This is a genomic window from Allobosea sp. 2KB_26 (genome assembly GCF_052115715.1).
Classification (GTDB): Bacteria; Pseudomonadota; Alphaproteobacteria; order Rhizobiales; family Beijerinckiaceae; genus Allobosea.
The window spans coordinates 229,192-255,831 of sequence record NZ_JBFRHE010000005.1 but is presented as its reverse complement, the minus strand read 5'-3'; the positions used below and the strand labels follow the sequence as shown (position 1 = coordinate 255,831).

25 protein-coding genes are annotated in these 26,640 nt (G+C 65.4%); 17 read left to right on the top strand and 8 right to left on the bottom strand.

Translation table 11 applies throughout. The features are described 5' to 3' along the window. Positions 1-59 precede the first annotated feature (59 nt). Positions 60-659 (bottom strand): superoxide dismutase, encoded by a 600-nt coding sequence (locus tag AB4099_RS17015; RefSeq protein ID WP_069877416.1) that lies wholly within the window; start codon positions 657-659, stop codon positions 60-62. Positions 660-985: 326 nt separating this feature from the next. Between AB4099_RS17015 and AB4099_RS17010 the strand changes: the two genes are divergently transcribed. Next, the gene (locus tag AB4099_RS17010; protein ID WP_441478899.1) at positions 986-2,410 is read left to right on the top strand and encodes a hypothetical protein; all 1,425 of its coding nucleotides are present in this window, start codon (positions 986-988) and stop codon (positions 2,408-2,410) included. On the opposite strand, the gene AB4099_RS17005 is transcribed toward AB4099_RS17010, so the two are convergent. Next, positions 2,411-4,537 (bottom strand): S9 family peptidase, encoded by a 2,127-nt coding sequence (locus AB4099_RS17005; RefSeq protein ID WP_441478898.1) that lies wholly within the window; start codon positions 4,535-4,537, stop codon positions 2,411-2,413. A 471-nt stretch (positions 4,538-5,008) separates the two neighbouring features. Between AB4099_RS17005 and AB4099_RS17000 the strand changes: the two genes are divergently transcribed. Then, positions 5,009-5,425, top strand: coding sequence for a Ros/MucR family transcriptional regulator (locus AB4099_RS17000; protein ID WP_043233741.1), 417 nt, complete (start codon positions 5,009-5,011; stop codon positions 5,423-5,425). A 275-nt stretch (positions 5,426-5,700) separates the two neighbouring features. Here AB4099_RS17000 and AB4099_RS16995 read toward each other — a convergent pair whose 3' ends face one another. Beyond that, positions 5,701-6,126: a SufE family protein gene (locus AB4099_RS16995; protein WP_113515478.1), complete on the bottom strand. Its 426-nt coding sequence runs from the start codon at positions 6,124-6,126 to the stop codon at positions 5,701-5,703. A gap of 110 nt (positions 6,127-6,236) precedes the next feature. Continuing rightward, a complete protein-coding gene (locus AB4099_RS16990) occupies positions 6,237-6,512 on the bottom strand; it encodes a hypothetical protein (RefSeq protein WP_113515479.1) in 276 nt (91 codons plus the stop codon). A gap of 327 nt (positions 6,513-6,839) precedes the next feature. Between AB4099_RS16990 and AB4099_RS16985 the strand changes: the two genes are divergently transcribed. The 3 genes from AB4099_RS16985 to AB4099_RS16975 are packed head-to-tail and all read left to right on the top strand — an operon-like array spanning position 6,840 to position 9,642. Next, positions 6,840-8,663, top strand: coding sequence for a PAS domain-containing sensor histidine kinase (locus tag AB4099_RS16985; RefSeq protein ID WP_113515480.1), 1,824 nt, complete (start codon positions 6,840-6,842; stop codon positions 8,661-8,663). 13 nt (positions 8,664-8,676) lie between these two features. Then, the gene (locus AB4099_RS16980) at positions 8,677-9,282 is read left to right on the top strand and encodes a hypothetical protein (protein ID WP_441478897.1); all 606 of its coding nucleotides are present in this window, start codon (positions 8,677-8,679) and stop codon (positions 9,280-9,282) included. Between the two features lie 24 nt (positions 9,283-9,306). Beyond that, positions 9,307-9,642, top strand: coding sequence for a DUF1491 family protein (locus AB4099_RS16975; RefSeq protein ID WP_113515482.1), 336 nt, complete (start codon positions 9,307-9,309; stop codon positions 9,640-9,642). Positions 9,643-9,664: 22 nt separating this feature from the next. On the opposite strand, the gene AB4099_RS16970 is transcribed toward AB4099_RS16975, so the two are convergent. Beyond that, positions 9,665-10,798: a DUF2336 domain-containing protein gene (locus AB4099_RS16970; protein ID WP_441478896.1), complete on the bottom strand. Its 1,134-nt coding sequence runs from the start codon at positions 10,796-10,798 to the stop codon at positions 9,665-9,667. Positions 10,799-10,979: 181 nt separating this feature from the next. Between AB4099_RS16970 and AB4099_RS16965 the strand changes: the two genes are divergently transcribed. Both AB4099_RS16965 and AB4099_RS16960 read left to right on the top strand, forming a co-directional pair. Next, positions 10,980-11,189 (top strand): hypothetical protein, encoded by a 210-nt coding sequence (locus AB4099_RS16965; protein WP_441478895.1) that lies wholly within the window; start codon positions 10,980-10,982, stop codon positions 11,187-11,189. Next, positions 11,186-11,980, top strand: coding sequence for a hypothetical protein (locus tag AB4099_RS16960; RefSeq protein WP_162768150.1), 795 nt, complete (start codon positions 11,186-11,188; stop codon positions 11,978-11,980). The genes AB4099_RS16965 and AB4099_RS16960 overlap by 4 nt, the downstream gene beginning before the upstream one ends. Here the strand turns inward: AB4099_RS16960 and AB4099_RS16955 are convergent, their stop codons facing one another. From AB4099_RS16955 to AB4099_RS16945, 3 genes are read right to left on the bottom strand one after another with little or no spacing between them, the layout of a single operon-like run. Beyond that, a complete protein-coding gene (locus tag AB4099_RS16955) occupies positions 11,981-12,622 on the bottom strand; it encodes a DUF1254 domain-containing protein (RefSeq protein WP_441478894.1) in 642 nt (213 codons plus the stop codon). It abuts the gene before it with no gap. Beyond that, positions 12,619-13,194 (bottom strand): DUF1214 domain-containing protein, encoded by a 576-nt coding sequence (locus AB4099_RS16950; protein WP_113515486.1) that lies wholly within the window; start codon positions 13,192-13,194, stop codon positions 12,619-12,621. Before AB4099_RS16950 ends, AB4099_RS16955 begins: the two co-directional genes overlap by 4 nt. A 12-nt stretch (positions 13,195-13,206) precedes the next feature. Continuing rightward, complete coding sequence (locus tag AB4099_RS16945; protein WP_113515600.1) at positions 13,207-15,432, bottom strand: transglycosylase domain-containing protein; 2,226 nt, start codon at positions 15,430-15,432, stop codon at positions 13,207-13,209. 274 nt (positions 15,433-15,706) lie between these two features. Between AB4099_RS16945 and AB4099_RS16940 the strand changes: the two genes are divergently transcribed. The 10 genes from AB4099_RS16940 (at position 15,707) to AB4099_RS16895 (ending at position 26,631) form a co-directional block, all read left to right on the top strand. Next, entirely contained in the window at positions 15,707-16,204 is a 498-nt protein-coding gene (locus tag AB4099_RS16940; RefSeq protein ID WP_113515487.1) for a YcgN family cysteine cluster protein, read from the top strand. Positions 16,205-16,382: 178 nt separating this feature from the next. Next, positions 16,383-19,067, top strand: coding sequence for a pyruvate, phosphate dikinase (ppdK, locus tag AB4099_RS16935; RefSeq protein WP_441478893.1), 2,685 nt, complete (start codon positions 16,383-16,385; stop codon positions 19,065-19,067). A 128-nt stretch (positions 19,068-19,195) separates the two neighbouring features. Continuing rightward, complete coding sequence (locus tag AB4099_RS16930) at positions 19,196-20,017, top strand: alpha/beta fold hydrolase (RefSeq protein ID WP_441478892.1); 822 nt, start codon at positions 19,196-19,198, stop codon at positions 20,015-20,017. 3 nt (positions 20,018-20,020) lie between these two features. After that, complete coding sequence (locus AB4099_RS16925; protein ID WP_441478891.1) at positions 20,021-20,725, top strand: HAD-IA family hydrolase; 705 nt, start codon at positions 20,021-20,023, stop codon at positions 20,723-20,725. A 526-nt stretch (positions 20,726-21,251) separates the two neighbouring features. Then, on the top strand, positions 21,252-21,461 hold the full coding sequence (locus AB4099_RS16920; RefSeq protein ID WP_043233725.1) for a cold-shock protein: 210 nt from the start codon (positions 21,252-21,254) through the stop codon (positions 21,459-21,461). A 193-nt stretch (positions 21,462-21,654) separates the two neighbouring features. Then, entirely contained in the window at positions 21,655-23,100 is a 1,446-nt protein-coding gene (locus tag AB4099_RS16915) for a DEAD/DEAH box helicase (RefSeq protein ID WP_113515491.1), read from the top strand. An 83-nt stretch (positions 23,101-23,183) separates the two neighbouring features. Next, entirely contained in the window at positions 23,184-23,456 is a 273-nt protein-coding gene (gene infA, locus AB4099_RS16910) for a translation initiation factor IF-1 (RefSeq protein ID WP_054207590.1), read from the top strand. Between the two features lie 8 nt (positions 23,457-23,464). Then, on the top strand, positions 23,465-23,734 hold the full coding sequence (locus AB4099_RS16905; protein ID WP_113515492.1) for a hypothetical protein: 270 nt from the start codon (positions 23,465-23,467) through the stop codon (positions 23,732-23,734). Positions 23,735-23,913: 179 nt separating this feature from the next. Then, positions 23,914-25,017 (top strand): quinolinate synthase NadA, encoded by a 1,104-nt coding sequence (gene nadA / locus AB4099_RS16900; RefSeq protein ID WP_441478890.1) that lies wholly within the window; start codon positions 23,914-23,916, stop codon positions 25,015-25,017. Between the two features lie 54 nt (positions 25,018-25,071). Beyond that, positions 25,072-26,631 carry an L-aspartate oxidase gene (locus AB4099_RS16895; protein WP_441478889.1) on the top strand — a complete coding sequence of 520 codons (1,560 nt, stop codon included), beginning with the start codon at positions 25,072-25,074 and terminating at the stop codon, positions 26,629-26,631. Positions 26,632-26,640 lie beyond the last annotated feature (9 nt).

Genomic DNA, 26,640 nt, shown 5'->3' with positions numbered 1-26,640 from the left:
AGAATGCAAAACGGGGCCCCAAAGGGCCCCGTCGCATAGGGTCTCGGCTGCGCTTGCCGTCAGGCTTTGGCGCCGTCGTAGAGTTCGGCAACATAGTCCCAGTTCACCAGGCTCTCGAGGAAGGCCTTGAGGTAGTCGGGACGGCGGTTGCGATAGTCGATGTAGTAGGAGTGCTCCCAGACATCGACGCCGAGGATCGGCGTGCCGCCATGAACCAGCGGGCTCTCGCCATTCGGGGTCTTGCTGATCGCGAGCTTGCCGCCCTTGACCTCGAGCCAGGCCCAGCCGGAGCCGAACTGGCCAACGCCGGCCGCAACGAAGTCTTCCTTGAACTTGTCGACGGAACCGAACGAATCGACGACGGCCTTCTCCAGCGCGCCCGGCAGCTTGCCGCCGCCATTGGGCTTCATCCACTTCCAGAAATGGAGGTGGTTGTAGTGCTGGCCGGCATTGTTGAAGACAGCCGGATTCTTGCCGTAGGAGCCCTTGACGATTTCTTCGAGCGATTTGCCCTCGAATTCGGTGCCCTTGATCGCGTTGTTGCCGTTGGTGACATAGGCCTGATGGTGCTTGTCGTGGTGATATTCCAGCGTCTCCCGCGACATGAACGGCTGGAGCGCGTCATGGGCATAGGGCAGATCGGGAAGGGTAAAGGTCATTTGGCCTCTCCTTAGGCTGTCAAATCACACTGCTGAGAATGGCTTCGTCATGAACGGCTTGGGACTTGCCAGCCCGGCGGAACAGCCGCCATTCCACGCGATAGTTAAGCCTCCCGCTTCCAGCCGGCAACCGGCTTGGCGCGCCGTGGGCCATGATATTGCGTCGGAGCAAATGGCCCGAAACATGCGGGACAGGGCATAATGAACAGGCCATTTGCAGGCATAGTTCGGTGCGAATTGTGAAACAGTCTCTTATTCAATACGTTAGAAGATGATCGGAGAGGCGATGAAACCGCCTGCCTCCGGTGGATACTGAGGGTACTGCGTTGATAACGATCTTCGTTCTGTCGGGCCTTGGGCTCATTGCCGGTGGCGTTGCTGCCATCGTTAATGGCTGGCCCTACCTCGTGCTCGAGCGCGGCTTCACCCTGGTCATAGCCGGCAGCGTGGCTGTCGCTGCTGGGATCATCTTGCTCGCACTGTCGCGGGTCCTGGTCGAACTGCGGCGGGTCAGATTGGCGATCGCCGATGCCTTGGCCGCGCCCTCGGTCGGGCTTTCAGCTGGTGAGGCGGCACGAGCTTCCGTGCAAATGGGTGAGCACGCACGAAGCGCGCCTATTGAGGCCCAGTCGACGCTTCCGGGCCTCGGCACCGTGGCAGCCGGCGCCGGGCTTGTTGCCGCCGGCGGAGCGCTCGCATCTTCAATGCGCGGTGGCGCTGAAGATGCTCCCACTGCTGCCCAGGACCTGCCGGAGCCTGTGATCAGCGATCTGTTCGATGAGATCACGCACCCTTCCGAGCTGCCTGCCGAGCGGCGCGAGGAGGCCGTTGACGCGGTCGAGGAGCCCGAAGAGGGCGGGGGGGATGTCCCCGCGGCCGAAATGCATCAGCCGCACGAAGCCGAAGCGGTGCTGCCCGAGCTTGCGCCAGACGCTGCGACCCCATCGGTTGCCGCTTCCTTCGTGACGCAGCATGAGGACGAAGCTGCCGGAGAGGACGAGGACGCCGACACGGGCGCTGTGGCGGGCGACGAGGAGCTGCGTTCGCGTTCGCCTCAAGCGCCAGCCTGGTGGCCGCAGGTCGATAGGCCGCGTCCGGAGGAGGTCGAGCCCCCTGTGGAACCGGATGATTTCGGCGCCTTGCGCCAGCATCTCTCGTTCGGCCCGCAGCGCCCGGAACCCGATTTCGAACCCGAGCCTGAGCCTGAGCCCGAGCCCGAGCCCGAGCCTGATCTGCCGGCGGGGGAAACGTCGTTCGATCAGCGCGATCGTGAGATCGACGAGGCAGCCGCCTGGATGGCACCCGCCTTCGGCCGGCGTGAGCCGCCTTTTGGCGAGCCCGAGCAGGTGGCGGATGAGCCCGCGATACCGCGCTGGCCGCCGCTGACCAGCGGAGCGCCACGGCTGGAGCCGGATGTCGAGAGCATGGACACGCCGGAGGTCCAGCCGGAAACGACGGAGGCGGAAGCTCGGATCGAACCGGTCATCGAGGAGACCGAGGCTGAGGGCGAGCCGCGGGATGAAGCCGAGGAGGCAATTTCCGACGAAGAGACGGAAACGGTTCCCGAGCCTCCCCGCCCGGCGACCTCTGACGAGGGCGTCGTCGGAGCTTATCAGGTCGGCGACACGCATTTCACGATGTATGCCGATGGCTCGATCCAGGCGCGTACGCCCGATGGCGAATACAAGTTCGCCTCGATGGACGAGCTCAAGACCTATCTCGCCAGCGAGAAGAGCAGGCTTGGCGGCTGATCAGCGCTTCAAGGCTGGTTGCTCCGGCCATCCCTCGCGGACCGTGTGGATGGCGAAGGCATAAGCCAGCGCCACCTCCTTCAGCGAGTCGAAGCGCCCGGCCGAGCCGCCATGGCCGGCCTCCATATTGGTGTGCAGCAGGACAGGCCCGCCGCCGGTCATAGTGGCGCGCAGTTGCGCGACCCATTTCGCCGGTTCCCAATAGGTCACGCGCGGATCGGTGAGCCCACCCATCGCGAGGAGCGGCGGGTAGGCTTGCGCCCTGACATTGTCATAGGGCGAATAGCTCTTGATCATGTGGAAGGCTTCGACGTCCCGAATCGGGTTCCCCCATTCCGGCCATTCCGGCGGGGTGAGCGGCAGCGTATCGTCCAGGATCGTGTTGAGCACATCGACGAAGGGGACCTCGGCGATGATGCCGGCGAACAGCTCCGGGGCCATGTTTGCGATTGCACCCATCAGCATGCCGCCGGCGCTGCCGCCCTGCGCGACGATGCGACCGCGCGCGGTAAAGCCGGTATCCGCCAGCATCTCGGCTGCCGCGATGAAGTCCGTGAAGGTGTTGGTCTTCTTTTCACGCTTGCCGTCGAGATACCAGCGCCAGCCCTTGTCGGTGCCGCCGCGGATATGGGCAATGGCATAGACGAAGCCGCGATCGACCAGGCTGAGCGGATTGGTCCGGAACGAGGCCGACATGGCCGCGCCGTAGGAGCCGTAGCCATAGAGCAAGCAGGGCGCTGAACCATCGAGGGCAAGGTCCGCCCTGTGCAGCAGGGAGACGGGTATCCTGGCTCCGTCCTTCGCCGTCGCGAAAACGCGTCGCACCCGATAAGCCGCCGGATCATGGCCGGACGGAACCTCCTGGCGCTTCAGCAGCGTTCGCTCGCCTGTCCTCATGTTGTAGTCGTAGGTTTCGGCAGGGCGCGCCATCGAGGCATAGATGAAGCGCAGTGTGTGGGTTTCGAATTCGTAGCCGGCATCGAGGCCGAGACCATAGGCCTCTTCGTCGAAGGAGATGCTGTTCTCCGCGCCGCTGGCGAGGTCCCGGATGACGATGCGCGGCAGGCCATCCTCGCGTTCGAGCCGGATGAGCCGATCCTTCAGGCAGACATGGCTGAGGATCAGACGACCGGATCGGTGCGGTATCAGGTCGCGCCAGTTCTCCGATGAAGGCGCTTCCAGCGGGGCCGAGACGATTCTGAAGTCCTCGGCATCAGCATTGGTCAGGATCAGGAATTCATCGCCGTGATGCTCGACGCTGTACTGGCGGCCCGTCTCGCGCGGCGCGATCAGGACCGGGGCAGCCTGCGGTGCCGCAAGATCGACGAAGCGGGTTTCCGAGGTTTCATGATCGCTGATCGAGATCAGCAGGAAGCGGCCGGACTGGGTCTCGTCGATATCGACAAACATACCTGCATCCTGCTCGTCATGCAGGAGCTCGTCCGCGTCCATCCCGGTGCCAAGTCGATGGCGGAAGACCTGCGAAGGGCGGTGATCGGCGTCGAGGCGGACATAGGCGAAGGAGCGTGAATCGGGCGCCCAGACGATGTCGCCGGTGGTGTCGGTGATCCGGTCTTCCAGATCGGTTCCGGTCGCAAGGTCGCGAACCTTGATGTCGTGGAGCTCCGAGCCAGCCTCGTCCGCACTCCAGGCAAGCAAACCGTGATCGGGGCTGTGGGCCGCGTCGCCGAGCTCGAAGAAGTCCTTGCCCTTCGCCAGGGCGTCGGCATCGAGCAGGAGCTGTTCGCGTGCTTCGCCCTTTTCAGGCCCGATGCGCGGCTTGCGGCAGATCAGCGGATGTTCGCCGCCGCGCCGATAGCGCGAATAATAGAGGAAGGGGCCGTCCGGCTGCGGGACGGCTGTATCGTCTTCCTTGATCCGGCCGCGCATTTCCTTGACGAGATCGCGCTGCAGAGCGCGCGTCGGCGCCATCAATGCTGAGCAATAGGTGTTCTCAGCTTCAAGATAGGCGCGAATATCTGCCGGCAGTTTGCCGGGGTCCCGGAGAACATCCTTCCAGTTCTCGGCCCTGAGCCAGCCATAGGCGTCGCTCAGCGCAACTCCGTGAACGGTACGGGTCTCCGGCCGCTTCTCGGCGCGGGGAGGCAAGGGGAGGCGTTTGGTCACGGCAGGGCTCGCACTGTCTTAAGATGGCATTAAGGATTGAGGGCGATGTGGGTATCGTTGCGTAGTCAACGTCATTTGTTGCGATGTTCACGAAGGTTCGGAGTTCAAATCCGGAGAGGCATAGGACACTTGGGTACTTCGCGCGCGCAATGAACAGGTAAGGCCGGTGTGTGGCGCGAGCAAGACAACCAGACCGAGCATGATCATGGCCGCGACACAATACGGAGGCTACGAACAATGTTCGCCGGGGCAGTAAGTCGGGCGTTTGAATGTATTCATGCGATCGATTATTGTCTTGCGAGAGTGTTTTCTATGCATTAAACCGTTTCCTCGTCGTCTCGCTTTTTGCGATTCTGGCTCGGGCAGCTCTTGACCAGCTGCTTGGTTGGAAGAACGAAGGCTTCAGTCGCGGGACGGTCAGGTCGATCCGACGATTTTTTTGTCCAAGAACACATAAGGAGTATTTTCGCCATGACCGACAACGACGGCTCGGATTTCATCGAGCTGACCGCGGACATCGTGTCCGCTTATGTGTCGAACAATTCTGTTCCTACGTCCGAACTGCCCGCTTTGATCAGCGATGTGCATGCCGCCCTGAGCCGCGTTGTTGGTGGTGTTGCGCCGGTTGTGCCTGCCGAGGCTCCCAAGCCGGCCATTCCGGTCAAGAAATCCATCACGGCCGACTATCTGATCTGCCTTGAGGACGGGAAGAAGTTCAAGTCGCTGAAGCGTCATCTTCGTACGCAGTACAATATGTCGCCCGAGCAGTATCGCGAAAAGTGGGGCCTGCCGCCCGACTACCCGATGGTGGCTCCCAACTACGCCGAGGCGCGCTCGCAGCTGGCGAAGAAGATGGGCTTGGGTCAGCAGCGCCGCAAGCGCCGCTGATCGCTTGTCGCGGGGGACGGCGCTGCCAATGCGAGCAGCGCTTGCGACCAAACAGTTCGTCTGGCCGCCGGGTTCCCGGCGGCCTTTTTCATGGCATTTCCGCTTGCCGGTGCGCTCGGTCGGGATCGCCTCGTTCCTCGGCTCATCGGTCTCTGCCCTCGCTGGGGGAACCGACATTCCCCCAGCGAGGCATGTGGAGGAAGAGGCAGGAGGCGAAGCCCGACCTGCCGCGCGACAGCTCTCGGTGCGCCCGACGCATTCGGTCTTGAGCAGTCTTACGCGGCTGCCTTGTGGGCATCCGTCTTGATGCGTTCGATCATCGCGCGCACGCCGTTGGAGCGCTGCGGCGTCAGATGGGCTGCGAGCCCGAGGGATTGGTAAATCGCGAAGGCATCCGTCGCGAGAATCTCCTGGGCGGTGCGGCCCGAATAGATCGCGAGGGCCAGGGCAACGAGGCCACGTACGATATGGGCATCGCTGTCCCCCAGGAAATGCAGGCGCGTGCCTGCCCCGGGGCCGCCTTCCCGGCGCGCCGCGAGCCAGACCTGACTGGCGCAGCCGCGCACCTTGTTGTCGTCGTTATGCGCTTCTTCCGGCAGCGGGGCGAGGCTGCGGCCGAGTTCGATCAGATATCGGTAGCGGTCGTCCCACTCTTCGAGCAGCTCGAAATTGGCGATGATCTCGTCGAGGCTTGCGCTCATGTCCTGTCCGCTCGGAGCCGCGCCATGGGCGGGGCGGCAATGGCGAGCGTCTTCCGCCGACAGGCGGCCCCCGTCAAGCGCTCGCCCCCTAAGATATAGGTTGAAGCCCGCTAGCGGGTAGTAGCCAGAGGTTTCTGGTTTGCCGCGCTGAGTGTGAGCGCCAGGAAGCGCGAGCGCGTTTCCGGGTCGAGGCCGGCCAGGATTTCTGCGGCTTCGCGGGCGGCCATGGCGCCATTTGCCACCGTCCTGACATCGATCTGGCTCGCAGCCTTCGCGACGGTACGCAGGGTATCAGTCGTGCCGCCATCTTCGGCTTTGCCGCCATGGACGGGTGAGTTGAGGGCGATGACCCCGATCACCGCCAGGCTGCGCAGAAGATAGGCCATCGCTCGTTTCCCCGGTTGCAGGCAACGCCGGCTCGCCCCTGATCCCGAAGGCATCCTAGACCGGGATCTCGAAAGATCGCGTCATTTGTAAGCAACGCATTTGAATCGAAGGCGATGCTCTATCTTCAGCTTCCGTTCACCCTGCTACGAACATCGAAATGGATGGAATTCGCGGGCGGATCGTCTCTAACTATCTGTATGATTTGTCGAATTTCTCCTCGCGGAACAGGGCCGGCGCGTTCTGTCGGCAATCGCCTTAAACCCCGCTTAAACCCGGGTCGGCAAGGATCGGGATGTTACAGGCAAGTCGGCCTGCCGAGGTGAGCGTTGCGTTTTCCCATCACGATGACGGCGATCAGGACACAGGTGGCAGCGATGGTTCATCCGTCGGTGCTGCCGAATTCCATTGAGCGCATCCGCCACGAGCGCTTCATGCTGACGCGGCTGGCGCTTGGTGCGGTGGCCCTGAGCCTTGCCCCGGCCTATCTCGCCTGGCGGGGTACGATGGGCGCGCTTGAGCTGCTCGTGCTGATTGCGGTGACGCTTCCGTTGCTGGCTGTCTTCATTCTCTCGCGCAGCGGGCGGCTCGAGCTCGCCCATTGCATTTCCGCCGCAGCGCTGGCGCTTCTGATCGTCGCGCTTTCGGGCATGACCGGCGGGGTCGCGTCGCCGCTCCTGCTATGGCTCGCCGCCATTCCGGCGGAGGCGCTGTTCTTCGGTTCGCGGGCTTATGTTGCCCGCGCCGGAGCCATCGCTGCCGGCGCCCTGGGGTCCGTTGCGATCGTGCACGCATTCGGCCTGTCTGCGGCGCCTGCTCCCTGGGTTTCCGCTGCCATGCCGCTATTGGCTGCTGCCGCAATCCTGCATGTTGCGGTGGTTGCCTTCGGCTTCCTGTGGCGGCGTGACGACGAGATGCGCGAACATCGCGCCTCCGGTGTGCGCGCGCAACTCCTGCTCGACCATGTTGGAGACCTCGTGACCTGGCATGATGCGACCGGCGCCGTTGTCTTCGCCAATGCGGCTTCGGCCTCCTTGACGGGCGCAGAGCCCCGCGAGTTGATCGGACGAGGGCTGCTCGAGCGTGTCCATGTCGCCGACCGCCCCCTTTTCCTCAAGGCGCTCAGCGATGCAGCTCACGGCGACGGGGTGGCGAGTGCCTGCTTCCGTACGCTGTTCGTACCGCGCCAGGACCAGGCGGGAGTGCCGTCTTCTCCGGTTGCCCTCTGGCTCGAAATGCAGGCGCATCGCGTCGCCAATGCCGGACCGCGGGACGGGGCTGCGGTCGTCTGCGTCATGCGCGACGTCACTGCGCGCCGCGCACTCGACGAAGAGCGGGCGCGCGGCCATGCCGAGGCCGTCCGGGCGAGCGACGAGAAGGGACAGTTTCTCGCCACGGTGAGCCATGAGCTGCGCACACCGCTGAACGCGATCATCGGCTTCTCGGAAATGCTGGGAACCGACACTTACGGCCTGCTCGATGCCGGAAAACGTCTCGAATACGCCAATATCATCCATGCTTCGGGCCATCACCTGCTCGATGTCGTCAATACCTTGCTCGATGTCTCCAAGATCGAGAGCGGAGTCATGGCGATCGAGCAGGAGCCGCTCGACCTTGCGGAGCTCGCCCAGGATGGTTGCAGGTTGATGGCGCTGCGCGCCGAGGCGGAGAAGGTTGCCCTGGAGCGCGTCGTCGGCCCCGATCTGCCGTTGTTGCGCGGCGACCGTCGTGCGCTGAAGCAGGTTCTCCTGAATCTGCTCTCCAACGCGATCAAGTTCACGCCGGCTGGCGGCCGGGTCACGCTGGCCGTGGTGCGTGATGGCGATATGCTTGATCTTTCGGTGTCCGATACCGGCATCGGCATTGCGGCTGCGGATCTGCCACGGTTGGGCGACCCCTTCTTCCAGGCCAAGGGCTCCTATGACCGCGCCTATGAGGGCACCGGCCTCGGCCTGTCGGTGGTGCGCGGCCTCGTCGGCCTGCATGGCGGCCGCCTGACGGTGGAGAGCGCTCCGGGTATCGGCACGCGCGTCTCTGTGAGGTTGCCGGTTGGCGGCGTCGTCCAGGCCTCCGAGCCCGCAAAGATCGTTACCTTCGCCCGAGCGCCGCGCCGCGGCTTCGAAACCAAAGAACCCTATCGTCTGACTGCCTGATCGAGAGCCGACCATGTCCGTCACACTCGCTGCCCGCGCTCACTCGAACGCGACCCTGTCCGCTCCGGCGAGGCGCGGCCCGCCGGCTCGCCGCAAGGCGTCCTTCCTGATGCGGATCTGGCGCGCAACCCTGCGTCGCCCCGGTCGCAGCTTGATCCTGACCCTGTTCTCGGCTGCTGCCGCGGCCATCCTGATGAATGCGCTTCTGTTTCAGAAGGCCCGCCATCCCTCGCCAATCCTGTCGCAATCCACGACGGCCACCCCCTCGTCGCGTAACACCGAGCGGCGCACGGAGCAGGCTCCTGCCGGAGCAGCTCTCGCTCCCGCCCCGGCCACCTCCGTTCCGGCGGAGCCCGCGCAATTGCCCCCTTCGCGGCCGGGTGGCCTGACGCAGGCGGCTCGTGAAGGGGCGCCCCGGCCACCGGCATCCGTCAACGCGGCTCCGCGTCCGGCTCCCGCTGCGCCGGCTCAGGCGACAGCTCAGCGCACTCCTGCTCCGGTGCGCGATCGCGATCCGATCGCCGATCTGATCAACGGCGTCGACATGCGGCCTCCGGCGGAAATCCGTGGCGTGGCTTCGGCCAAACCGGCTTCGCCGCGTCGCACCGTGGAAAACTGAGGCAGATCGCGTACCCTTCCGACGATGGCGCGTCTCACCAGCGATTTTTGGGTCTCAGCCTATTTGCGGCAGGCGGCACTCGACGGCTTCGATGCCGTCCTGCGCCGCCGCGGCGCCAGCGAGGCCGGAGCGATCTTCGTCAAGCTCGACCGGCTTGACGGCACGGCCGCACTCTACGGCCCTGCGCCGCAGGCGCTGGCGGACGAGAGTGGGGCACGCCGCTTCCAGTTGATCCTCGATTCCGACCCGCTAAGCGTTGAGGAGCGGGTTGAGCGCGAACGTCGTTTCGATCCGGACCTCTGGCTGGTCGAGATCGAAAGCCGGAAGGGCGATCCCAGGCTGTCCCTCGCCGAAGGCTGACCCCGGCAGCGTGTACCAACGCTCAGCCGTGCTCGCGCCCGCCGCGCAAGCCCCGCCTGACCTCGTCCAGGACGGAGCGAGTTTCGGGCCTGGCAGCGCCGGAGCGGGCGGGCGTTCCGCTCGGGTCGAGCAAGGGCTGGTGCTGCCCCTTGCGGCTGGGCAGGCCCTTGCTCTCGCCGGATATCTGCATGACGAGCCGATAGGCCACCCCCGGGGTAACCGAGCGCATCAGCGCCACCAGCGCGAAGATGCGCTCCACCGAATGGGCGGCATCGTCGCCAAGCCGGATCAGCAGGCGCGTCGCATCCTCGACGCTGACGCCGCCTGCAATGAGGACGAGCGCCGTCAGATCCCGCGAGTGATCGCGGGCCATGGCTTCGGCAAGGCGGATGCCCGTGCCCAACTGGCTGGAGAGCGCACCGAAAAGGCCGTCGCGGTCCTGTTCGGCGGTGGCGAGCCAGCCCGCGAAGGTCTCCGGCGTGGCCGCCGGGCGTCTCTCCGACGGGCTCACCGCTTCCAGCGCCGCAAGCGATTCGATCGTGGCGCGGCGTCGTTCGGCCCCTGCATGCAGGAAGAGCGGGATAAGGTCCGCGCTGTTGATGTCTCGCCGCACAAGCAGGCCCGGCACATAGGCGGCATCGTCTCGCGACCGATCGAGCAGGAGGTCGAGCACGGGCCGGGGCAGGGGGGCGGACGGGTTGGCAAGCAGCGCCAGATCGACTGCCCGCTCGCCCCGACCCGCCAGCATCAGGCTGGCCTTGGCCGGCAGGTCGGCCCGTTCGGCCACCACGATGGCGGCTGCTGCGTCGCCATGGGCTGCGATGTCTTCGAGCTCGGAGGGCGAGACCGGGCCGCCATGGCGCATCAGCGTCGATAGGACAGCCCCGCCGCGTGCCTTGAGCGCCTGCAGGACATCGGCCTGCGCATGGCGCCACCCGGCAAGCTTGCGCGCCAGGATGATGGCGGTGCCCTCGTCGATCACGGGAATCAGGGCGAGCGCCATCTCGCGAAACGCCTCCAGATCCTCGCTGGAGGGCTGCGTCGTCGACATCAGCAGATCGGCTTTCACACGCAGTGAAACCTGGCTGAGATCGAGCCCGCCGTCACGCGCGAGACGAGCGAGCTGCGCAAGATCGGCGGAGATTCGGGACGGCATACTGACAACTCGTCGGAGACTCGGGTGGTTTGGGTCAACTTATGCCCGACGCGTTAATGTGGCGTTAACCATGTCGAGGCCTGATGCGGTTTGAGGGCCTCGGCTGCCGGCGCCGGCCCGCGCCGTGCCATCCGTTCCCTGCCTCGACCGCAACCCTAGGCGCCAACCAAGGAGGCGCATCATGGCCGTCGTCATTCCTTTCGCGCCGCGTCGGCGCAGCGTTGCTGGCCCGCTCCCGGCGGTTCCCCGGGAAACCGGTGCGATCCTGTTCTTCACCGGTGTTCGCTACGAGCGCCCGCCGGAGCCGGGCGCTCCCGGCAGGGCGGAGCGCAAGCCGGGCCCCCGGTCCCGAGCCAAGCCTGCGCCGAAGAGCGTCAGGCAGCCGGCGTGAGGCTCCTGTTGCGGCGTATGGGCTCCGGTGCGGGCCGAGGAAGCCTGCAATGGGCTCTGGCGGCGGCCTTGTCGGCAGCGGGCTGTACGCCTGGCAGCGGCGACTTCGGTCGCCCGCGTCCCGGTATCTGGAACGATACGATTGCGCCCAGCATCGGCTTCGGCTCCGCGACCGCACGGGGCGAAGCGGCCTCGTATTTCCACATGACAGACGATGAGGAGCAGTTGCGGGATCGTGCCTGGCGCTTCGTCATGCCGGCACATGAGCGCAATGTCTTCGAGCGTCAGGTCTCCGATCTGGCCCATGCCCGAATCCTGCCGGCAGCCGCTCAGTCCAGCAACATCTCCGACTATCATCGATCGCTGATATCCGGCTCCTTCCGGTCGCAGGCCTCGCGCTACAACCGGTTGGCTGAGGATGCCCACGCAGACCGCCTGCTGATCGGGCCGTTCCGCGGCAACGCAGCCAGAGTGGTTGCAGCCGACCGGATCCGTATGAAGACGCTGGAGGCATCGCCTCTCGTGCCGCCCGATCAGAACGACCCGGCCCTGGCGCGCGTGATCGAGAATGAAGGCCTGATTCTCTGGGTTTGCGAGCGTGTCGGCTTCCGGCTGGAAAGCTACCGCTATGCATTGGCCAATCTCGTCGTCGAGATGCCGGCGCGCGACGCGGTCAGGGCCGAACGCAGCATCATGGCGCTCGAGGCCGAGGCCGGGCCCCTCTGCAAACTGCCGCTGATCGGCACCTTCCGGAGTGACGAACCGTCCAGGCCGGTCGTCTACAAGGGCTGATCAATCCGCCAGGCCGCAGGCGACGCCCTTGGCCATCGCCTCGGCATCGGGCCGGTCGGAGGGCAGCTTCGCCAGGACACGCGCGACGATCAAGCCTTGCTCCGTGTCGGACACGACGCGCAGTTCGCGCGTGGTCTCTCCTTCCTCGTCGCGTGCCAGCCGCTCGTCGAGCTGTTCGGCGGTCATCACCACGAATTCCAGGACCCCGCGGATCGCGGCGCGGTCCGTGATGGCGTAGCCGACACCCCCGCCACGCCGGTGCAGCGATAGTCCGAGCGGCAGCGACCCGACACGAGCCACCACCCGCATCGGACCCGCACTCAGATCATAGCTGCAAACCGCGGTCACGAGAGCAGGATCGGCGTCACGCGGGGCCGGCAGATCGGCCGTCTGCGCTGTCACCAGTTCGGCCTGGCCTCCGGTGCCCAACGCCGCATAGGCCGTTGCCGCATCGCGCTCGGACAAGAGCGGGATCAGCAGCACGGTCACGATATGGACGATTCCGGCCAGCACCAGCCCGGCCAGTGTCGCCAGTGCGAAGCGGCGGATCGCGGTCGTGATGCGTTGACGCCAACTCATCGTCCGCTTTGCCTTCGCGACGACAGGGTGGGAAACACCGTGGGAGGGCTCGAACGTCGTCATCGGCAATCGATCCGGCCGATGCGGGGAAGGGACTCGGGGCGCAATTCGCTCGCATGTCCCGAGATCGGGGTATCGTAGAGCCTGAGCCGAAACTGGAACCGCCCGCGAATGGGCAGTGGCAGCCAGTTCCCCGCCTCGGGCGTCGTCCCGGCAATCGCCCGGATACCGGCGCTTTCGTCGCGTACGATCTCGGCATCGGTGAATCCGCTGCGTTCGAGCGGCAGGCGGAAGGCGTGTCCATCGGCGTCCGTGACGTTCAGTGTCCAGCCCCGCGTCGTCGGCGTCGTTCCGGTGATGAGATAACGGCAGCGCCCGTCGAGCGCCTGGCCGCTCTCGTCGCGCTCGGCGATCAACTCGAGCCCTTCGCCGGAGCCAAGCGGCAGGTGCACGCCACGGGCCAGGTACGCCCGCATATAGGGATCGACATCGCGTCCGCCGCTGCGCGGCCAGGCGGTCCACGAGCCGACCTGCAGCCTTCCAAGCGGAGGACGCTCCGCGACGGCATAATGGGCCGAGGCGAGCCCCAGCCCGGCACCGAGTGCGATGATGTAGGACAGCGTGAGGAGGCGCACGGCTAAGCCCGTTCAGCGGAGACGGCTTGCGCCACCAGATGGCGTCAGGTCCTGGATCCCGGCCTGGGCCGTCCGTCCTGACGCCCGCACGGGCTCGATGGTGCGGAACATCGCGCCGACCGCCGAGAGAACTTCGAAGGACTGGCGCGGCATGTGTCCTGCTCCGGCGCCCAGAGCTGCGGCGTCAGTTGCCGGAGCATTGGCCTTGGCGAGCGCTGCGACCTTCGGGTCGGTCACAGGCGTAACGCCCGGGATCGGTTTCAGTTCCAGCCCCTGATGGGCGAACTGCATGATCTCCTTCCAGGTCATCGCCGGCAGGGAGCCGCCCGTCATATTCGCGGTCTCCGACGAGTCGTCATTGCCGAACCACACCGCACCGACCAGATTGCCGGAATAGCCGACATACCAGGCGTCCTTGTAGCCATTGGTGGTGCCGGTCTTGCCGGCCGTGACGACGCCGTCGAGCGCGGCGCGACGCCCGGTGCCTTCGGTCGGAACCTTGGACAGCATGAAGTTCATGTCCTGCGCGACCTGGACGCTCAGCACGCGCTTGCCCGTGCCGTCGTCGCGATCATGCCGGTAGATCAATTCGCCCTGCGAATTATGGATATCGATCGCGGCATAGGGTTTGGCCCGCAGCCCGCCATTGGCGAACACGGAATAGCCCGCGGCCATATCCATGACCGTGACCTCGGCTGCGCCGATGGGCAGCGAGACCGTGTCGGTCAGCGGCGTGGTCAAGCCCATGGCATGCGCCGTCTCGATGATCTTCATCCGGCCGATACGCGCGGCGCGCGCCTCGTGGGTCTCGCCGGTGGCGCGGCCGATCGCGATCGACATCTGCACCGGGATCGTGTTGATCGACTTCGCCAGCGCCACCGTCAGCGGCATCGACCCGGAATAAGAGCGTCCGTAATTGTTCGGGCACCAGTTGCCGATGCAGACCGGGCGATCGGTCACGATCGTGTTGGGACGATAGAGGCCCGCCGAGAGCGCCGCCGCATAGACGAACGGCTTGAACGAAGAGCCGGGCTGCCTTGCTGCGGTCGCGCGGTTGAACTGGCTTGCGCCATAGTCGCGCCCTCCGACGATCGCGCGCACGGCGCCGTCGGGATCCATGACCACGGTCGCCGCCTGTTTCGCATGATATGCCGGGCCATGCTGGCGCAAGATCGTCTCGATTGCGTGGTCGGCACGATCCTGGATCGCCGGATCATGCGGCGTCTTGACGGTCAGAACCCGGTCCGGGCCGATCTTGCCCTCATCGGCCAGCTTGCGAACCTCTTCGAAGGCCCAGTCGAGATAGTAGTCAGGGCTGACATCGCGCTTGCGATCGACTGGGGTGGCCGGGTTGCGCTTCGCGCTGTCGATCTGGCCTGCGGTCATGAATCCGGCATCGACCATCGCGTTCAGCACGTCATTGGCGCGGGCGCGGGCCGCGGGCAGATTGACATGCGGCGCATATTTGGTCGGGGCCTTGAACAGGCCGGCCAGCATGGCGGCCTCGGCAACGCTGACGTCCTTCACGGATTTGCCGAAATAATATTCTGACGCAGCCGCCACGCCGAACGTGCCGCCGCCCATATAGGCGCGGTCGAGATAGAGCTTGAGGATCTCGTTCTTGGTCAGCCTGTATTCGAGCCACAGAGCCAGGAACGCTTCCTTGATCTTGCGATCGAGCGAACGCTCATTGCTCAGGAAGAGGTTCTTGGCGAGCTGTTGGGTCAACGACGACCCGCCCTGAACAACGCCCGAGGCGCGTGCGTTCACCGTGATCGCGCGAAAGGTGCCGAAGATGTCGATACCGAAATGGTCGTAGAAGCGCCGGTCCTCGGTTGCCAGGACGGCTTTGATGAGATGGTCCGGCAGTTCCTCGAGCTTCAGCGAATCGTCATGGCGGGCGCCCCGATGACCGAGCTCGGAGCCGTATCGGTCCAGGAAGGTGACCGCGAAGACCTGATGCTTGAGCGCCTCCTCTCGGCCCTCGCGGAAGGCCGGGATTGCGAGCATGAGCATGACGAGAGCGCCGGCGATCCCGACGTTCAGGCCCTCGCTCGCGAACTCCGCTGCGAGCCGCTTGCCGCCGGAGACGGTCAGCCGGTCGGCATAGCTGCGGATGCGCTCATAGGCTTCACCCGCGCGACGGCCCGCGCCCCAGAGCGTGTCGTCGATCCATGAATCGACGCCAAGCGCGAAGCGCTTGAGACGGGTCGTCCAGTTTGCCTTCCTGAACTCCATCGCCGCCTGGGCCACCCTGACGAAAAACTGCGATTATCTCCTGCCGCGACCGAATGGTGTTGGCAACCCAAAGTGCCCTTTGGAAGGGACATAGGATCGACCTTCGCGCACGGGAAGGCCAGCGTCATCGTTTAGGCAGATGAACAGCAGGTTTTGCGCCAGCCCATCCGTGCCATTGCGAAACATGCTTAACCGGATCAGCGCGGCCGCGGCTCTCGAATGCGCGGCATCGCGGCGCTTTCCACGAACGTCATGAGGGCGCATAAGCGCCTTCATGACGGACGCACTCATCCCGCCAGAGCCATTCTGGCTTAGCAAGACGCTCGACGAGATGACCGCGCAGGAGTGGGAATCGCTCTGTGACGGTTGCGGACGCTGTTGCCTGGTGAAGCTCGAGGACGACGATACGGGTCGCATCCACGCCACCGATATCGGCTGCCGATTGTTCGATGCGGGTACATGCCGCTGCAAGGATTATACCCATCGCTCGACGCTCGTTCCCGATTGCGTGACGCTGACCCCGGAAGACGTTCGCACGCTGCCCTGGCTGCCGCCGACCTGTGCCTATCGTCTCGTCGGGGAGGGGCGCGACCTGCCCTGGTGGCATCCGCTGGTGTCTGGTGACCCCGAGACGGTCGTTGCGGCCGGAGTCTCCGTGCGCGGCCGGGTCTTCGCCAGTGAAGATGACGTGGATGAGGACGACCTGCCCGAACGCATCGTCAATTGGCCGTTGCGCTGGCCGCGCGCGGCGCGCAACCCTTCGCGTGGCTGAGGAGCGTCGCAGATCTGCAGCAATCCTGCTGCAGCCTCGCTCATTGATTGTTCATGCGCTTTTCGGCATGACCTCGCCGGTCCCTGCTGCCCCGGCTGTCTCTGCCGGCGGCGCTTCGCATGAAACTTTTGGATCGCCGGCGCGTTGCTGAGCCCGGCTGGATGAAGAGGTAGTTGTGATGGCTGGTGGGAAGTGGGTCTACACCTTCGGCGACGGCAAGGCCGAGGGCGAAGCGGGCATGAAGAACCTGCTCGGCGGCAAGGGTGCTAACCTCGCCGAGATGAGCAATCTGGGCTTGCCGGTTCCGCCCGGCTTTACGATCACCACCGAGGTCTGCACCCATTATTACGATAACGGCAAGAATTTCCCGGCCGATCTTGCCGGGCAGGTGAAGGTTGCGCTTGCCGAGATGGGCCGTCTCACCGGCAAGATCTTCGGCGATCCCGCCAATCCGCTTCTCGTGTCCGTGCGCTCGGGCGCCCGCGCCTCGATGCCCGGCATGATGGACACCGTCCTCAATCTCGGCCTCAACGACGTCACCGTCGAGGCCGTGGCGAAGGCTTCGGGCGACGCCCGCTTCGCCTGGGACAGCTATCGCCGCTTCATCACCATGTATTCGAATGTCGTGCTCGACGTCGACCACGGCCATTTCGAGGAGGCGCTCGAAGACTACAAGGAGCGCAAGGGCCTGCATCTCGACACTGATCTCTCGGCCGATGACTGGAAGGTGCTGGTCGGTCGTTACAAGGACATCGTGAAGAAGGCGCTCGGTGCCGAGTTCCCGCAGGAGCCGCAAGAGCAGCTCTGGGGCGCTGTCGGCGCCGTGTTCTCGTCCTGGATGAATGCCCGCGCGATCAAATATCGCGAGCTCAACAATATCCCTGCCTCCTGGGGCACGGCCGTCAATGTCCAGTCGATGGTCTTCGGCAATATGGGCGAGACCTCGGCCACCGGCGTCGCCTTCACCCGCAATCCCTCGACCGGCGAGAACGCCCTCTATGGCGAATTCCTGATCAACGCGCAGGGCGAGGATGTCGTTGCCGGCATCCGCACTCCGCAGGACATCACCGAGGTGGCGCGCCAGGCCGCCGGCTCCGACAAGCCTTCCATGGAGAAGGCGATGCCCGCGGCCTATGCCGAGCTCTGCCGGATCTATGGCATCCTCGAGAAGCATTATCGCGACATGCAGGACATGGAATTCACCATCCAGGAGGGCAAGCTCTGGATGCTGCAGACCCGGTCCGGCAAGCGTACCGCCAAGGCCGCGCTCAGGATCGCGGTCGATCTGGCGCAGGAGGGATTGATCGGCGAGGAAGAGGCGGTCGGCCGCGTCGAGCCCGGCGCTCTCGAACAGCTCCTGCACCCTGCGATCGATCCCAAGGCCGAGCGCCGCGTGCTGACGACCGGTCTGCCGGCCTCGCCCGGCGCGGCGGCCGGCGAGATCGTCTTCAATTCAGACGATGCCGAGGCTGCCAGGAAGACGGGCCGCAAGGTCATCCTGGTCCGGGTCGAGACCAGCCCGGAGGATATCCACGGCATGCATGCCGCCGAAGGCATCTTGACCACGCGTGGCGGCATGACCTCGCATGCGGCGGTCGTGGCGCGCGGGATGGGCAAGCCCTGCGTCTCCGGCGCCGGCCAGATCCGGGTCGACTATGCCAAGGGCACGATGACGGTGGGGCCGACCACATTGCGGGCCGGCGATTTCATCACGATTGACGGCACCCTCGGCCAGGTTCTGCTTGGCGAGGTCAAGATGCAGCAGCCGGAGCTCTCGGGAGATTTCGGCATTCTGATGGGCTGGGCCGACAAGGTTCGCCGCCTCAAGGTCCGCGCCAATGCCGAGACGCCGCGCGATGCCCGCGCTGCGCGCGATTTCGGCGCCGAGGGCATTGGGCTCTGCCGCACCGAGCACATGTTCTTCGACGAGGATCGCATCCTGCCGATGCGGGAGATGATCCTCGCCAGCGACGACAAGGGACGGCGCGACGCGTTGGCCAAGCTCCTGCCGATGCAGCGGCAGGATTTCGTCGAGCTCTTCACCATCATGCAGGGGTTGCCGGTCACGATCCGCCTGCTCGATCCGCCACTGCACGAGTTCTTGCCGCATACCGAGGAGGAGGTCGCCGAGGTGGCGCGCGCCATGGCGGTGACCCCGGACGTGCTCCGGCGCCGGGCGGCCGAGCTGCACGAGTTCAACCCGATGCTCGGATTCCGCGGCTGCAGGCTGGCGGTGGCCTATCCCGAAATCGCCGAGATGCAGGCCCGCGCCATCTTCGAGGCTGCCGTGATCTCGGCACGCGAAACCGGCAAGCCGGTTATCCCGGAGGTGATGGTGCCGCTGGTGATGGGCGTCGCCGAATTCGACCTCGTCAAGGCCCGCATCGACGCCATGGCCAAAGCCGTGATCAGCGAGAGCAAGACCGAGTTGACCTACCAGGTCGGCACGATGATCGAGCTGCCACGCGCCGCCCTGCGCGCCGAGGAGATCGCCCGCAGCGCCGAGTTCTTCTCCTTCGGCACCAATGACCTGACCCAGACCACACTCGGAATCAGCCGCGACGATGCCGGTTCCTTCCTCGGCTCCTACACCGCCAAGGGTATTCTGGAATTCGACCCCTTCGTCACCATCGACCAGGAGGGCGTCGGCGAACTCGTCAAGCTCGCGGTCGAGCGCGGTCGCCGGAGCCGCCCGCGGATCAAGCTGGGCATTTGCGGCGAGCACGGCGGCGATCCGGCCTCGATCGGCTTCTGCGAGAGCATCGGTCTCGATTATGTCTCCTGCTCGCCCTTCCGGGTGCCGATCGCACGCCTGGCCGCGGCGCAAGCCGCACTGGGCGCGATCAAGGCCAAGGACGCCTGAGCAGCCAAATCCTGATGGTCGGCCTCGAGCCGATCATCTCCTGACCTGTCTCGGGCCTGCGCCATGCTCGGCCCGAGACCGATCATCCTGCATTGGCGCCAGAACGGCTGCCGGTCTAGTTTCGCTCCATGCAAACGCGTATCGGCCAGCTCTCCCGCCCCTTCGGCAAGCTCTACTACGAGGTCACCGGTTCCGGCCCGCCTATCGTCTTCGCTCATGGGTTGGGCGGCAATCATCTGTCCTGGTGGCAGCAGGTCGCTCATTTCAGCCCGCGGCACAGCTGCGTCACCTTCGCTCATCGCGGTTTCGCACCGTCCGAGCCGGTGGCCGGCGGCCCTGACCCGGCAGATTATGCCGGCGACCTCGCCGCGCTGATCACATATTTGTCGCTGGAGCGACCGGTCCTGGTCGCGCAATCGATGGGCGGCTGGAGTTGTGTGGATTATGCGCTGGCGAACCCCGGTCGGGTGAGCGGGCTCGTCATGGCTTGCACCACCGGCACGCTCGATTTCGGCAAGGCCGGAAGGAATATCTCGAGCGAACTCGCGGCCTGGCAACGGCGGGTCGACGATACTCTGCCGCGCTGGGCCAAGAGCGGCATCCACCCCGCCTGCGGCGAAGCTTTCGCGAAACGCCTGCCGGCGCTCTACGAACTCTACAAATCGATCGACCGCATCAATGCGGGCCTGGACAAGGCCCTGGTTCGGCAACGTATCTGGCAGGCGCGCAACCGCCCGCCGGCCGACCTCGCCGCACTCGATTGTCCCGTCTTGTTCCTTTCAGGCGCCGACGACCTCGTCGTCCCGCCTTGTGGCGTTGAGGCGGTCGCTGCCCATGCCGCGCAGGGCCGCTTCGTCAGCATTCCCGAAACCGGCCATTCCGTCTATTTCGAGGATGCGGAGCGCTTCAATGCCGAGCTCGACCGCTTCGTGTCCGAGTTGAAGGGCTGAACCGTGCCGTCTCGCGCGCTCACCACGATCGGCTTCGATGCCGATGACACGCTCTGGCAGAACGAGCAGTTCTTCCGGCTGACGGAGGAGCGTTTCGTCACGCTCCTCGGCGAGCACGGCGAAGCGGCCGAGATCTCTGGCAGACTGCTGGACGCCGAGCGTCGCAATCTCGGCTTCTACGGATTTGGCATCAAGGGCTTCACGCTCTCGATGATCGAGACTGCGATCGAGATCACCGGCGGCAATGTTCCAGCTTCCGTCATCGCCGAGATCCTTGCCGCCGGGCGGGAGATGCTGGCGCATCCGGTCGAGACGCTTCCGGGCGCACAGGAAACACTGGAGGCGCTGGCCTCCGATTACCGGCTGGTTCTCATCACCAAGGGTGATCTCTTCGATCAGGAACGCAAGCTCGCCCAGTCCGGACTCGGCGATTTCTTCCAGGCGGTCGAGATCGTCAGCGACAAGAATGTCACGACCTATGAACGCATCTTCGCGCGTCACGGTGACGGGCCGAGACATGCGATGATGGTCGGCAACTCGCTGAAGTCGGACATCGTTCCGGCGCTGCAGGCGGGGGCCTGGGCTGTGCATGTACCGCATGAACTGACCTGGGTGCTCGAACATGCCGAGGAGCCGGTCGCAGAGCAGCGCTATCGTCGTCTGCCAGATCTTGGCGGCCTCGTCCGACTTCTTGGCGAGATCGACTGACCGAAGGGGACGCCTCAGGCCGGACCATCCGTCGCGTGAAAATGGCAGCGGTGCACGCGTGGATCGGGTCGGCAGGCCATCCATTCCGAGTCGCAAGCAAGCAGCCCCCGTTCGAGAACCAGATCGACAAAGAGTTCGGTGTATCGATCAACTTCGCACAGTGAGGTTATTCTGTCGGCACGGCCGCGAAGACGTTCATGCGACGGGGCGAGGGATGCAGTCTCGACGCAGAGCGGGACTCGGCTGGGCGCCTTCCTCGATGCTCGCGCCTGGCGCGGGGACCGGGGAGGGCGGCCCGGCACTCATCAGGGCGCTGCGCTGGACCCGCATTGCAATTTATGCTAGTGCCGCCCATGTAAGACGAGATGCGGCCGGGTTCTGGCCAATCCTCCGCGCGGGATTTCCCCGGTCGGCGGGCACGATTCAGATCCACCACACATCGTTATCAAGGCCACGGCGAGGCGTCCGCGCGTCAAGTCGTGTCTTCCACATACGAACGCGGATCTGAAACGTAAGGACTACCCCTATGAACAAGGGCACCGTGAAGTGGTTCAACACCACCAAGGGCTATGGCTTCATCACCCCTGAGGCCGGCGGCCAGGACGTTTTCGTCCACATCAGCGCTGTCGAGCGTGCTGGCCTGCGCGAGCTGCGCGATGGTCAGGTCGTCTCCTTCGAGCTGATCGCCGATCGCAAGACCGGCAAGTCCTCGGCCGGCAACCTCGTCGTCGCCTGAGGCTGAATACTGACCGGGAGGGTGTCCGCACTCTCCCGGCTCTCTCTCTACCGATACCCTTACAACAATACCTTTCGGCGCAGTGGCTAGCGGTTCGCCGGACGGAAATGACGTACTTCAATGCCGAACCCATTCGGTGGCGCAGCCGGTTTCCACATGCGCCCCTTGCGTTTCGGCTTCAGAAAGACCTGTTTTGACACAATTTACAGACCTCGGCCTCGCCGAGCAGCTTCTCAAGGCGCTCGCGGCTGAAGGTTATTCCAAGCCGACGCCCATCCAGGCGCAGGCCATTCCCCCTATTCTCGAAGGCAAGGATCTGTTCGGCGCGGCCCAGACGGGCACGGGCAAGACGGCCGCCTTCTCGTTGCCGATGCTGCACCGGTTGCTGAACAACCCCCGGCGCATGCAGCCGCGCTCGGTGCGCGCACTCATCCTGAGCCCGACGCGTGAGCTCGCGGCGCAGATCGAGACCAGCATCCGCACCTACGCCCAGTTCACCACGGTCAAATCGGCCGTGATCTTCGGTGGCGTGCCCGTCGGCAAGCAGATCCGAGCGCTCGGCCAGACCGTCGACATCCTCGTCGCCACGCCCGGCCGTCTGCTTGATCTTGTCGACCAGCGCGCAGTCTCGCTGCGCGAGATCGAGTTCCTGGTGCTCGACGAGGCCGATCAGATGCTTGATCTCGGCTTCATCCATGCTCTGCGCCGCATCGCGACGCTGATCCCGGCCAAGCGCCAGACGCTTCTGTTCTCGGCGACCATGCCGAAGCAGATCCGCGAGATCGCCTCGGCCTATCTGACCAATCCGGTCGAGGTCGCGGTGACGCCGGTTGCCACGACTGCCGAGAAGGTCGAGCAGCGCGTGATCTTCACCGATCCCGGCCAAAAGCCGGCTTTGCTGGCGAAGACGCTCGGCGTGCCGGAGATGGAGCGCGCGATCGTGTTCACGCGCACCAAGCATGGTGCGGACAAGGTCGTTCGCCAGCTCGAGCAGTCCGGCATCAAGTCGGCTGCCATCCACGGCAACAAGAGCCAGGGTCAGCGCGAGCGCGCTCTCGGCGCTTTCCGTGAGGGCGAACTGCGCATTCTGGTCGCGACCGATATCGCGGCGCGCGGCATCGATGTCGACGGCGTCAGCCATGTCGTCAATTTCGACCTGCCGAACGTGGCGGAAACCTATGTCCACCGCATCGGCCGCACGGCGCGCGCCGGCGCCACCGGCGTCGCCATTGCCTTCTGCACCCCGGAAGAGCGCGGCGATCTGGCGGCGATCGAAAAGCTCACTCGCGTTTCGCTGACCCCGGTCGGCGAGGTGCCGCACTGGGATGGCCGCACGCCGAAGAAGCCGCCGCAGAACCAGGGCCGCGGCCGCAATGGCCAGGGCTCCGGTGGCGGGCGCGATCATGGCCGGCCGCAGGGCCAGCGCCAGGGCGCGAAGCCGCAGCAGGCGGGCAAGCCCCAGCATGCCGGTGGTCAGCGTAGCGAGACTCCTCGCAATGACCGTCCGCCGCAGCGCGCTGAGGCGCCTTCGGCGCGAAAAGACAGCGTTGCCGGCAAGGAAGGACTTGGCGGCGTCGCGTTCTTGCAGCAAAGAACAGAGCAACGTCGCAATGGCGGCGCCCGGCGCCGCGCGAACTGACGCGCGGATAGCCAGGGGACGATCGGGCCGGCGGATCCCTCTGATCCGGTCGTCCGCCCAAGGCGCAGAAGAAGGACCAAGGAATGGCGAAAGAAGAACTTCTCGAGTTCGACGGCACGGTGGTCGAGGTGCTGCCCGATGGAAACTATCGGGTGAAGCTCGACAATGACCATGTGATCCTGGCCTACGCGGCCGGCAAGATGAAGAAGAACCGCATCCGCACGATCGCCGGAGACCGGGTCGTCGTCGAGATGTCGCCTTATGATCTTGATCGCGGCCGCATCAACTTCCGTCAGAAGACGGCGGGACCGGCTCCGGGCGGGCCGCCGCGCAATCAGAACTTCCGTCGGCGTTGAGCCACAGCATGCGCTTCAGCCGGGTTGAACTGCTCTTCCTCGCTGCAGGCGCAGGCCTGGGAAGTCTTGTCGCACTCGCGGCTCACATTGGATGGCTGGCGGGATCGGCAGCTTTCCCGCGCTATCTGTTCGTCCTGATCGGGCTCGGCCTCATCGAAGTCGTCTTTGGTTTCGTGACGGGCCGCCCTCCCGGCGCCCTTGTCGGGATGCCTGCCCGTATCCTGGCCTTCGTGCTCGGTCTTGGCGTCTTGGCGCTGGTCACCGGCGGCATCGCCTGACTGCCTGACATATTCCCTCAACACATGAAGGACCGCGCGCTGGCGCGGGATGCCGAGTGCTGGTCAGCATCGGGGAGACGTGCTAATATCCTTATGCTCAAAACGAGCATAGCTGGCTAGCAACAGGCCGGCGGCGACCCGGGGCGGAGCTCCGGCATCGCAGGGATGAGGAGGATGCCATGTCTTTGGGCTTGGAAAAGTCTCGGGGCTTCGAGGCCGACAACGCTGCCGCCCCGGTCACTGTCGCGCGCCGCAGGGACGATCCGCGCTTCCGGCCACTGCCGATGCCAGATCTGACCTGGACCCCCGAGGTCGAGGCTGCGACCGCGCATCTCTACGAGAAGGTCAAGGCCGTCATTCCGGCGGTCGAATGGCCCTTCTTCGCGCCGACGATCAAGGCGATCAACGAGCTGAAGCAGGTCCGCAATGCGGTCATCCTCGGCCATAATTACATGACGCCGGAAATCTTCCATTGTGTCTCCGACATCGTCGGCGACTCCTTGCAGCTCGCCAAGGTGGCCTCGAAGACCAAGGCAGAGGTCATCGTGCAGGGTGGCGTGCATTTCATGGCCGAGACCTCGAAGCTGCTCAGCCCCGAGAAGATCGTGCTGATGCCGGACATGAAGGCTGGCTGTTCGCTGGCCTCATCGATTACGGGCGCCGATATCCGCCTGCTGCGCGAGCGCTATCCCGGCCGTCCGGTCGTCGCCTACGTCAACACCTCGGCGGATGTGAAGGCGGAGGTCGATATCTGCTGCACCTCGTCGAACGCGGTGCAGGTGGTCGAGAGCCTGGGCGTGCCGGAAGTCATTTTCGTGCCCGACCAGTATCTGGCGAAGAATGTCGCGGCGCAGACCAGGGTGAAGATCATCTCCTGGGCCGGCGCCTGCGAGGTGCACGAGCGCTTCACCGCCGAAGAACTCGTCCGCTACCGCGAGGCCGATCCGAGCATCAAGATCGTCGCCCATCCGGAATGCCCGCCGGAGGTCGTCGCCGTTGCCGATTACGCCGGTTCGACCAAGGGCATGATCGACTGGGTCAAGAATGAGTTGCCGGGCCGCGTCCTGCTCGTCACCGAATGCTCGATGGCGGACAATGTCGCAGCCGAGACGAAGGGCGTCGAATTCGTGCGGCCCTGCAATCTCTGCCCGCATATGAAGCGCATCACCTTGCCCAAGATCCTCGAGTCGCTGGTCTATATGCAGCACGAGGTGGTGATCGATCCGGCTATGGCCGAAAAGGCCCGGCGCTCGGTCGAGCGCATGGTCAACCTGACGATGTAAAGCCTGCATGCCTCTCCCTTGAGGGGGAGGGGCCCTGGCGGCGGATTGGCCCTCATGCCTGACATCCAAGCGCATATCCTCATCGTCGGCGGCGGGCTGGCGGGGCTGTTCACGGCCCTGAAACTGGCGCCGCTGCCCTGCACGGTGCTGGCGCCACGCCCGCTCGGCGAGGGCTCTTCGTCGAGCTGGGCGCAAGGCGGCATCGCCGCTGCGATGTCGGAGGGCGACACGGCGGCAAAGCACGCTGCCGATACGATCGCGGCTGGTGCCGGCATCGTCGACGAGGCCGTCGCGCACATGGTTGCCAATGAGGCCGCCGAACGCGTCCACGATCTTCTGTCCTATGGCGTCCCCTTCGATCGCGATCTTGCCGGGCGGCTCGTACAGTCGCGCGAGGCCGCGCATTCGGAGCATCGTGTCGTCCGCGTCGGCGGCGATGGTGCCGGCGCCGCGATCATGCAGGCACTGATTGCGACGGTGCGGCAGACGCCTTCGATCACCGTGCGGGAAGGGTTCATTGCCGAGGACCTGCTTCTTACCGATGGCGCCTGCACGGGGGTGCTGGCGCGCGGCGAGCACGGGGCGGCGCGCGAGGCGACGCGGTTTCATGCCGTCGCGACCGTGCTGGCCACGGGAGGTATCGGCCATCTCTACGCGCTGACCACGAACCCGGCGGAGGCGCGTGGCGAAGGACTGGCCATGGCGGCACGTGCCGGCGCGACGATTGCCGATGCGGAGTTCGTGCAGTTCCACCCGACCGCGCTGGCGCTCGGGCTCGATCCGGCCCCGCTCGCGACCGAAGCGATCCGGGGCGACGGCGGCATTCTCGTCAATGCCGCCGGCGAGCGTTTCATGCTGGCTGCCCACAAGGACGCCGAGCTCGCCCCACGCGATATCGTGGCGCGCGCCGTCTTTGCCGAGATCGCGGCCGGGCGTGGCGCCTTCCTCGATGCAAGGGCGGCGATCGGTGTTGAGTTTGCCGAGCGGTTTCCCGCCGTCACCGCCGCTTGCCGCAAGGCGGGCATCGATCCAGCGACCGAGCTCATGCCGGTGGCGCCGGCCGAGCATTACCACATGGGTGGAGTCGCGACTGACGCTCATGGCTGCACGACGCTTCCCGGCCTCTATGCCGCCGGTGAAGTGGCCAGCACTGGCCTGCATGGTGCCAACCGGCTCGCCTCGAATTCCCTTCTGGAGGCCGTGGTCTTCGGCGCGCGTGTCGCCGAGTACCTGAAGGCCCGCCCGTTGGTGATGAAAACCAGGGGGAAGCCGGTCCGCATGAGCGGTACGGCAGCCTGCCTGCCGACGGCTGCGGACCAGCGCGCGATCAAGCGCTTGCGAGCGATCATGTCGGAAAGGGCAGGCGTGGTGCGTGACGGGCCAGGGCTGCTTGCCGCGTCGCGTCAGCTCCAGGCCATCGCCGAAGCTGCGGACAGTTCGACGCTCGTCAACATGGCGAGCGCCGCCCTCATCATCGTTGCAGCCGCACTTGCCCGGCGCGAGAGCCGTGGCGGCCATTGGCGCAGCGATTTCCCGCAAGCCAGTGCGGCGCTCGCGACGCGCAGCAAGCTGGTCCTATCGGCGCCGCCTGCCGCGCGCCGCGCCCTGTCCTGATACGGAGCC

What these genes read in the sequence shown, in the direction of transcription:
- AB4099_RS17015 (WP_069877416.1), bottom strand. Translation starts at nt 659, where the DNA reads ATGACCTTTACCCTTCCCGATCTGCCCTATGCCCATGACGCGCTCCAG.
- AB4099_RS16990 (WP_113515479.1), bottom strand. Translation starts at nt 6,512, where the DNA reads ATGGCCTATCTTCTGCGCAGCCTGGCGGTGATCGGGGTCATCGCCCTC.
- AB4099_RS16955 (WP_441478894.1), bottom strand. Translation starts at nt 12,622, where the DNA reads ATGACGACGTTCGAGCCCTCCCACGGTGTTTCCCACCCTGTCGTCGCG.
- AB4099_RS16995 (WP_113515478.1), bottom strand. Translation starts at nt 6,126, where the DNA reads ATGAGCGCAAGCCTCGACGAGATCATCGCCAATTTCGAGCTGCTCGAA.
- nadA (WP_441478890.1), top strand. Translation starts at nt 23,914, where the DNA reads ATGTCTTTGGGCTTGGAAAAGTCTCGGGGCTTCGAGGCCGACAACGCT.
- AB4099_RS16905 (WP_113515492.1), top strand. Translation starts at nt 23,465, where the DNA reads ATGCGCTTCAGCCGGGTTGAACTGCTCTTCCTCGCTGCAGGCGCAGGC.
- AB4099_RS16940 (WP_113515487.1), top strand. Translation starts at nt 15,707, where the DNA reads ATGACGGACGCACTCATCCCGCCAGAGCCATTCTGGCTTAGCAAGACG.
- ppdK (WP_441478893.1), top strand. Translation starts at nt 16,383, where the DNA reads ATGGCTGGTGGGAAGTGGGTCTACACCTTCGGCGACGGCAAGGCCGAG.
- AB4099_RS16895 (WP_441478889.1), top strand. Translation starts at nt 25,072, where the DNA reads ATGCCTGACATCCAAGCGCATATCCTCATCGTCGGCGGCGGGCTGGCG.
- AB4099_RS16920 (WP_043233725.1), top strand. Translation starts at nt 21,252, where the DNA reads ATGAACAAGGGCACCGTGAAGTGGTTCAACACCACCAAGGGCTATGGC.
- AB4099_RS16945 (WP_113515600.1), bottom strand. Translation starts at nt 15,432, where the DNA reads ATGGAGTTCAGGAAGGCAAACTGGACGACCCGTCTCAAGCGCTTCGCG.
- infA (WP_054207590.1), top strand. Translation starts at nt 23,184, where the DNA reads ATGGCGAAAGAAGAACTTCTCGAGTTCGACGGCACGGTGGTCGAGGTG.
- AB4099_RS16980 (WP_441478897.1), top strand. Translation starts at nt 8,677, where the DNA reads ATGTCCGTCACACTCGCTGCCCGCGCTCACTCGAACGCGACCCTGTCC.
- AB4099_RS16970 (WP_441478896.1), bottom strand. Translation starts at nt 10,798, where the DNA reads ATGCCGTCCCGAATCTCCGCCGATCTTGCGCAGCTCGCTCGTCTCGCG.
- AB4099_RS16975 (WP_113515482.1), top strand. Translation starts at nt 9,307, where the DNA reads ATGGCGCGTCTCACCAGCGATTTTTGGGTCTCAGCCTATTTGCGGCAG.
- AB4099_RS16930 (WP_441478892.1), top strand. Translation starts at nt 19,196, where the DNA reads ATGCAAACGCGTATCGGCCAGCTCTCCCGCCCCTTCGGCAAGCTCTAC.
- AB4099_RS17000 (WP_043233741.1), top strand. Translation starts at nt 5,009, where the DNA reads ATGACCGACAACGACGGCTCGGATTTCATCGAGCTGACCGCGGACATC.
- AB4099_RS16965 (WP_441478895.1), top strand. Translation starts at nt 10,980, where the DNA reads ATGGCCGTCGTCATTCCTTTCGCGCCGCGTCGGCGCAGCGTTGCTGGC.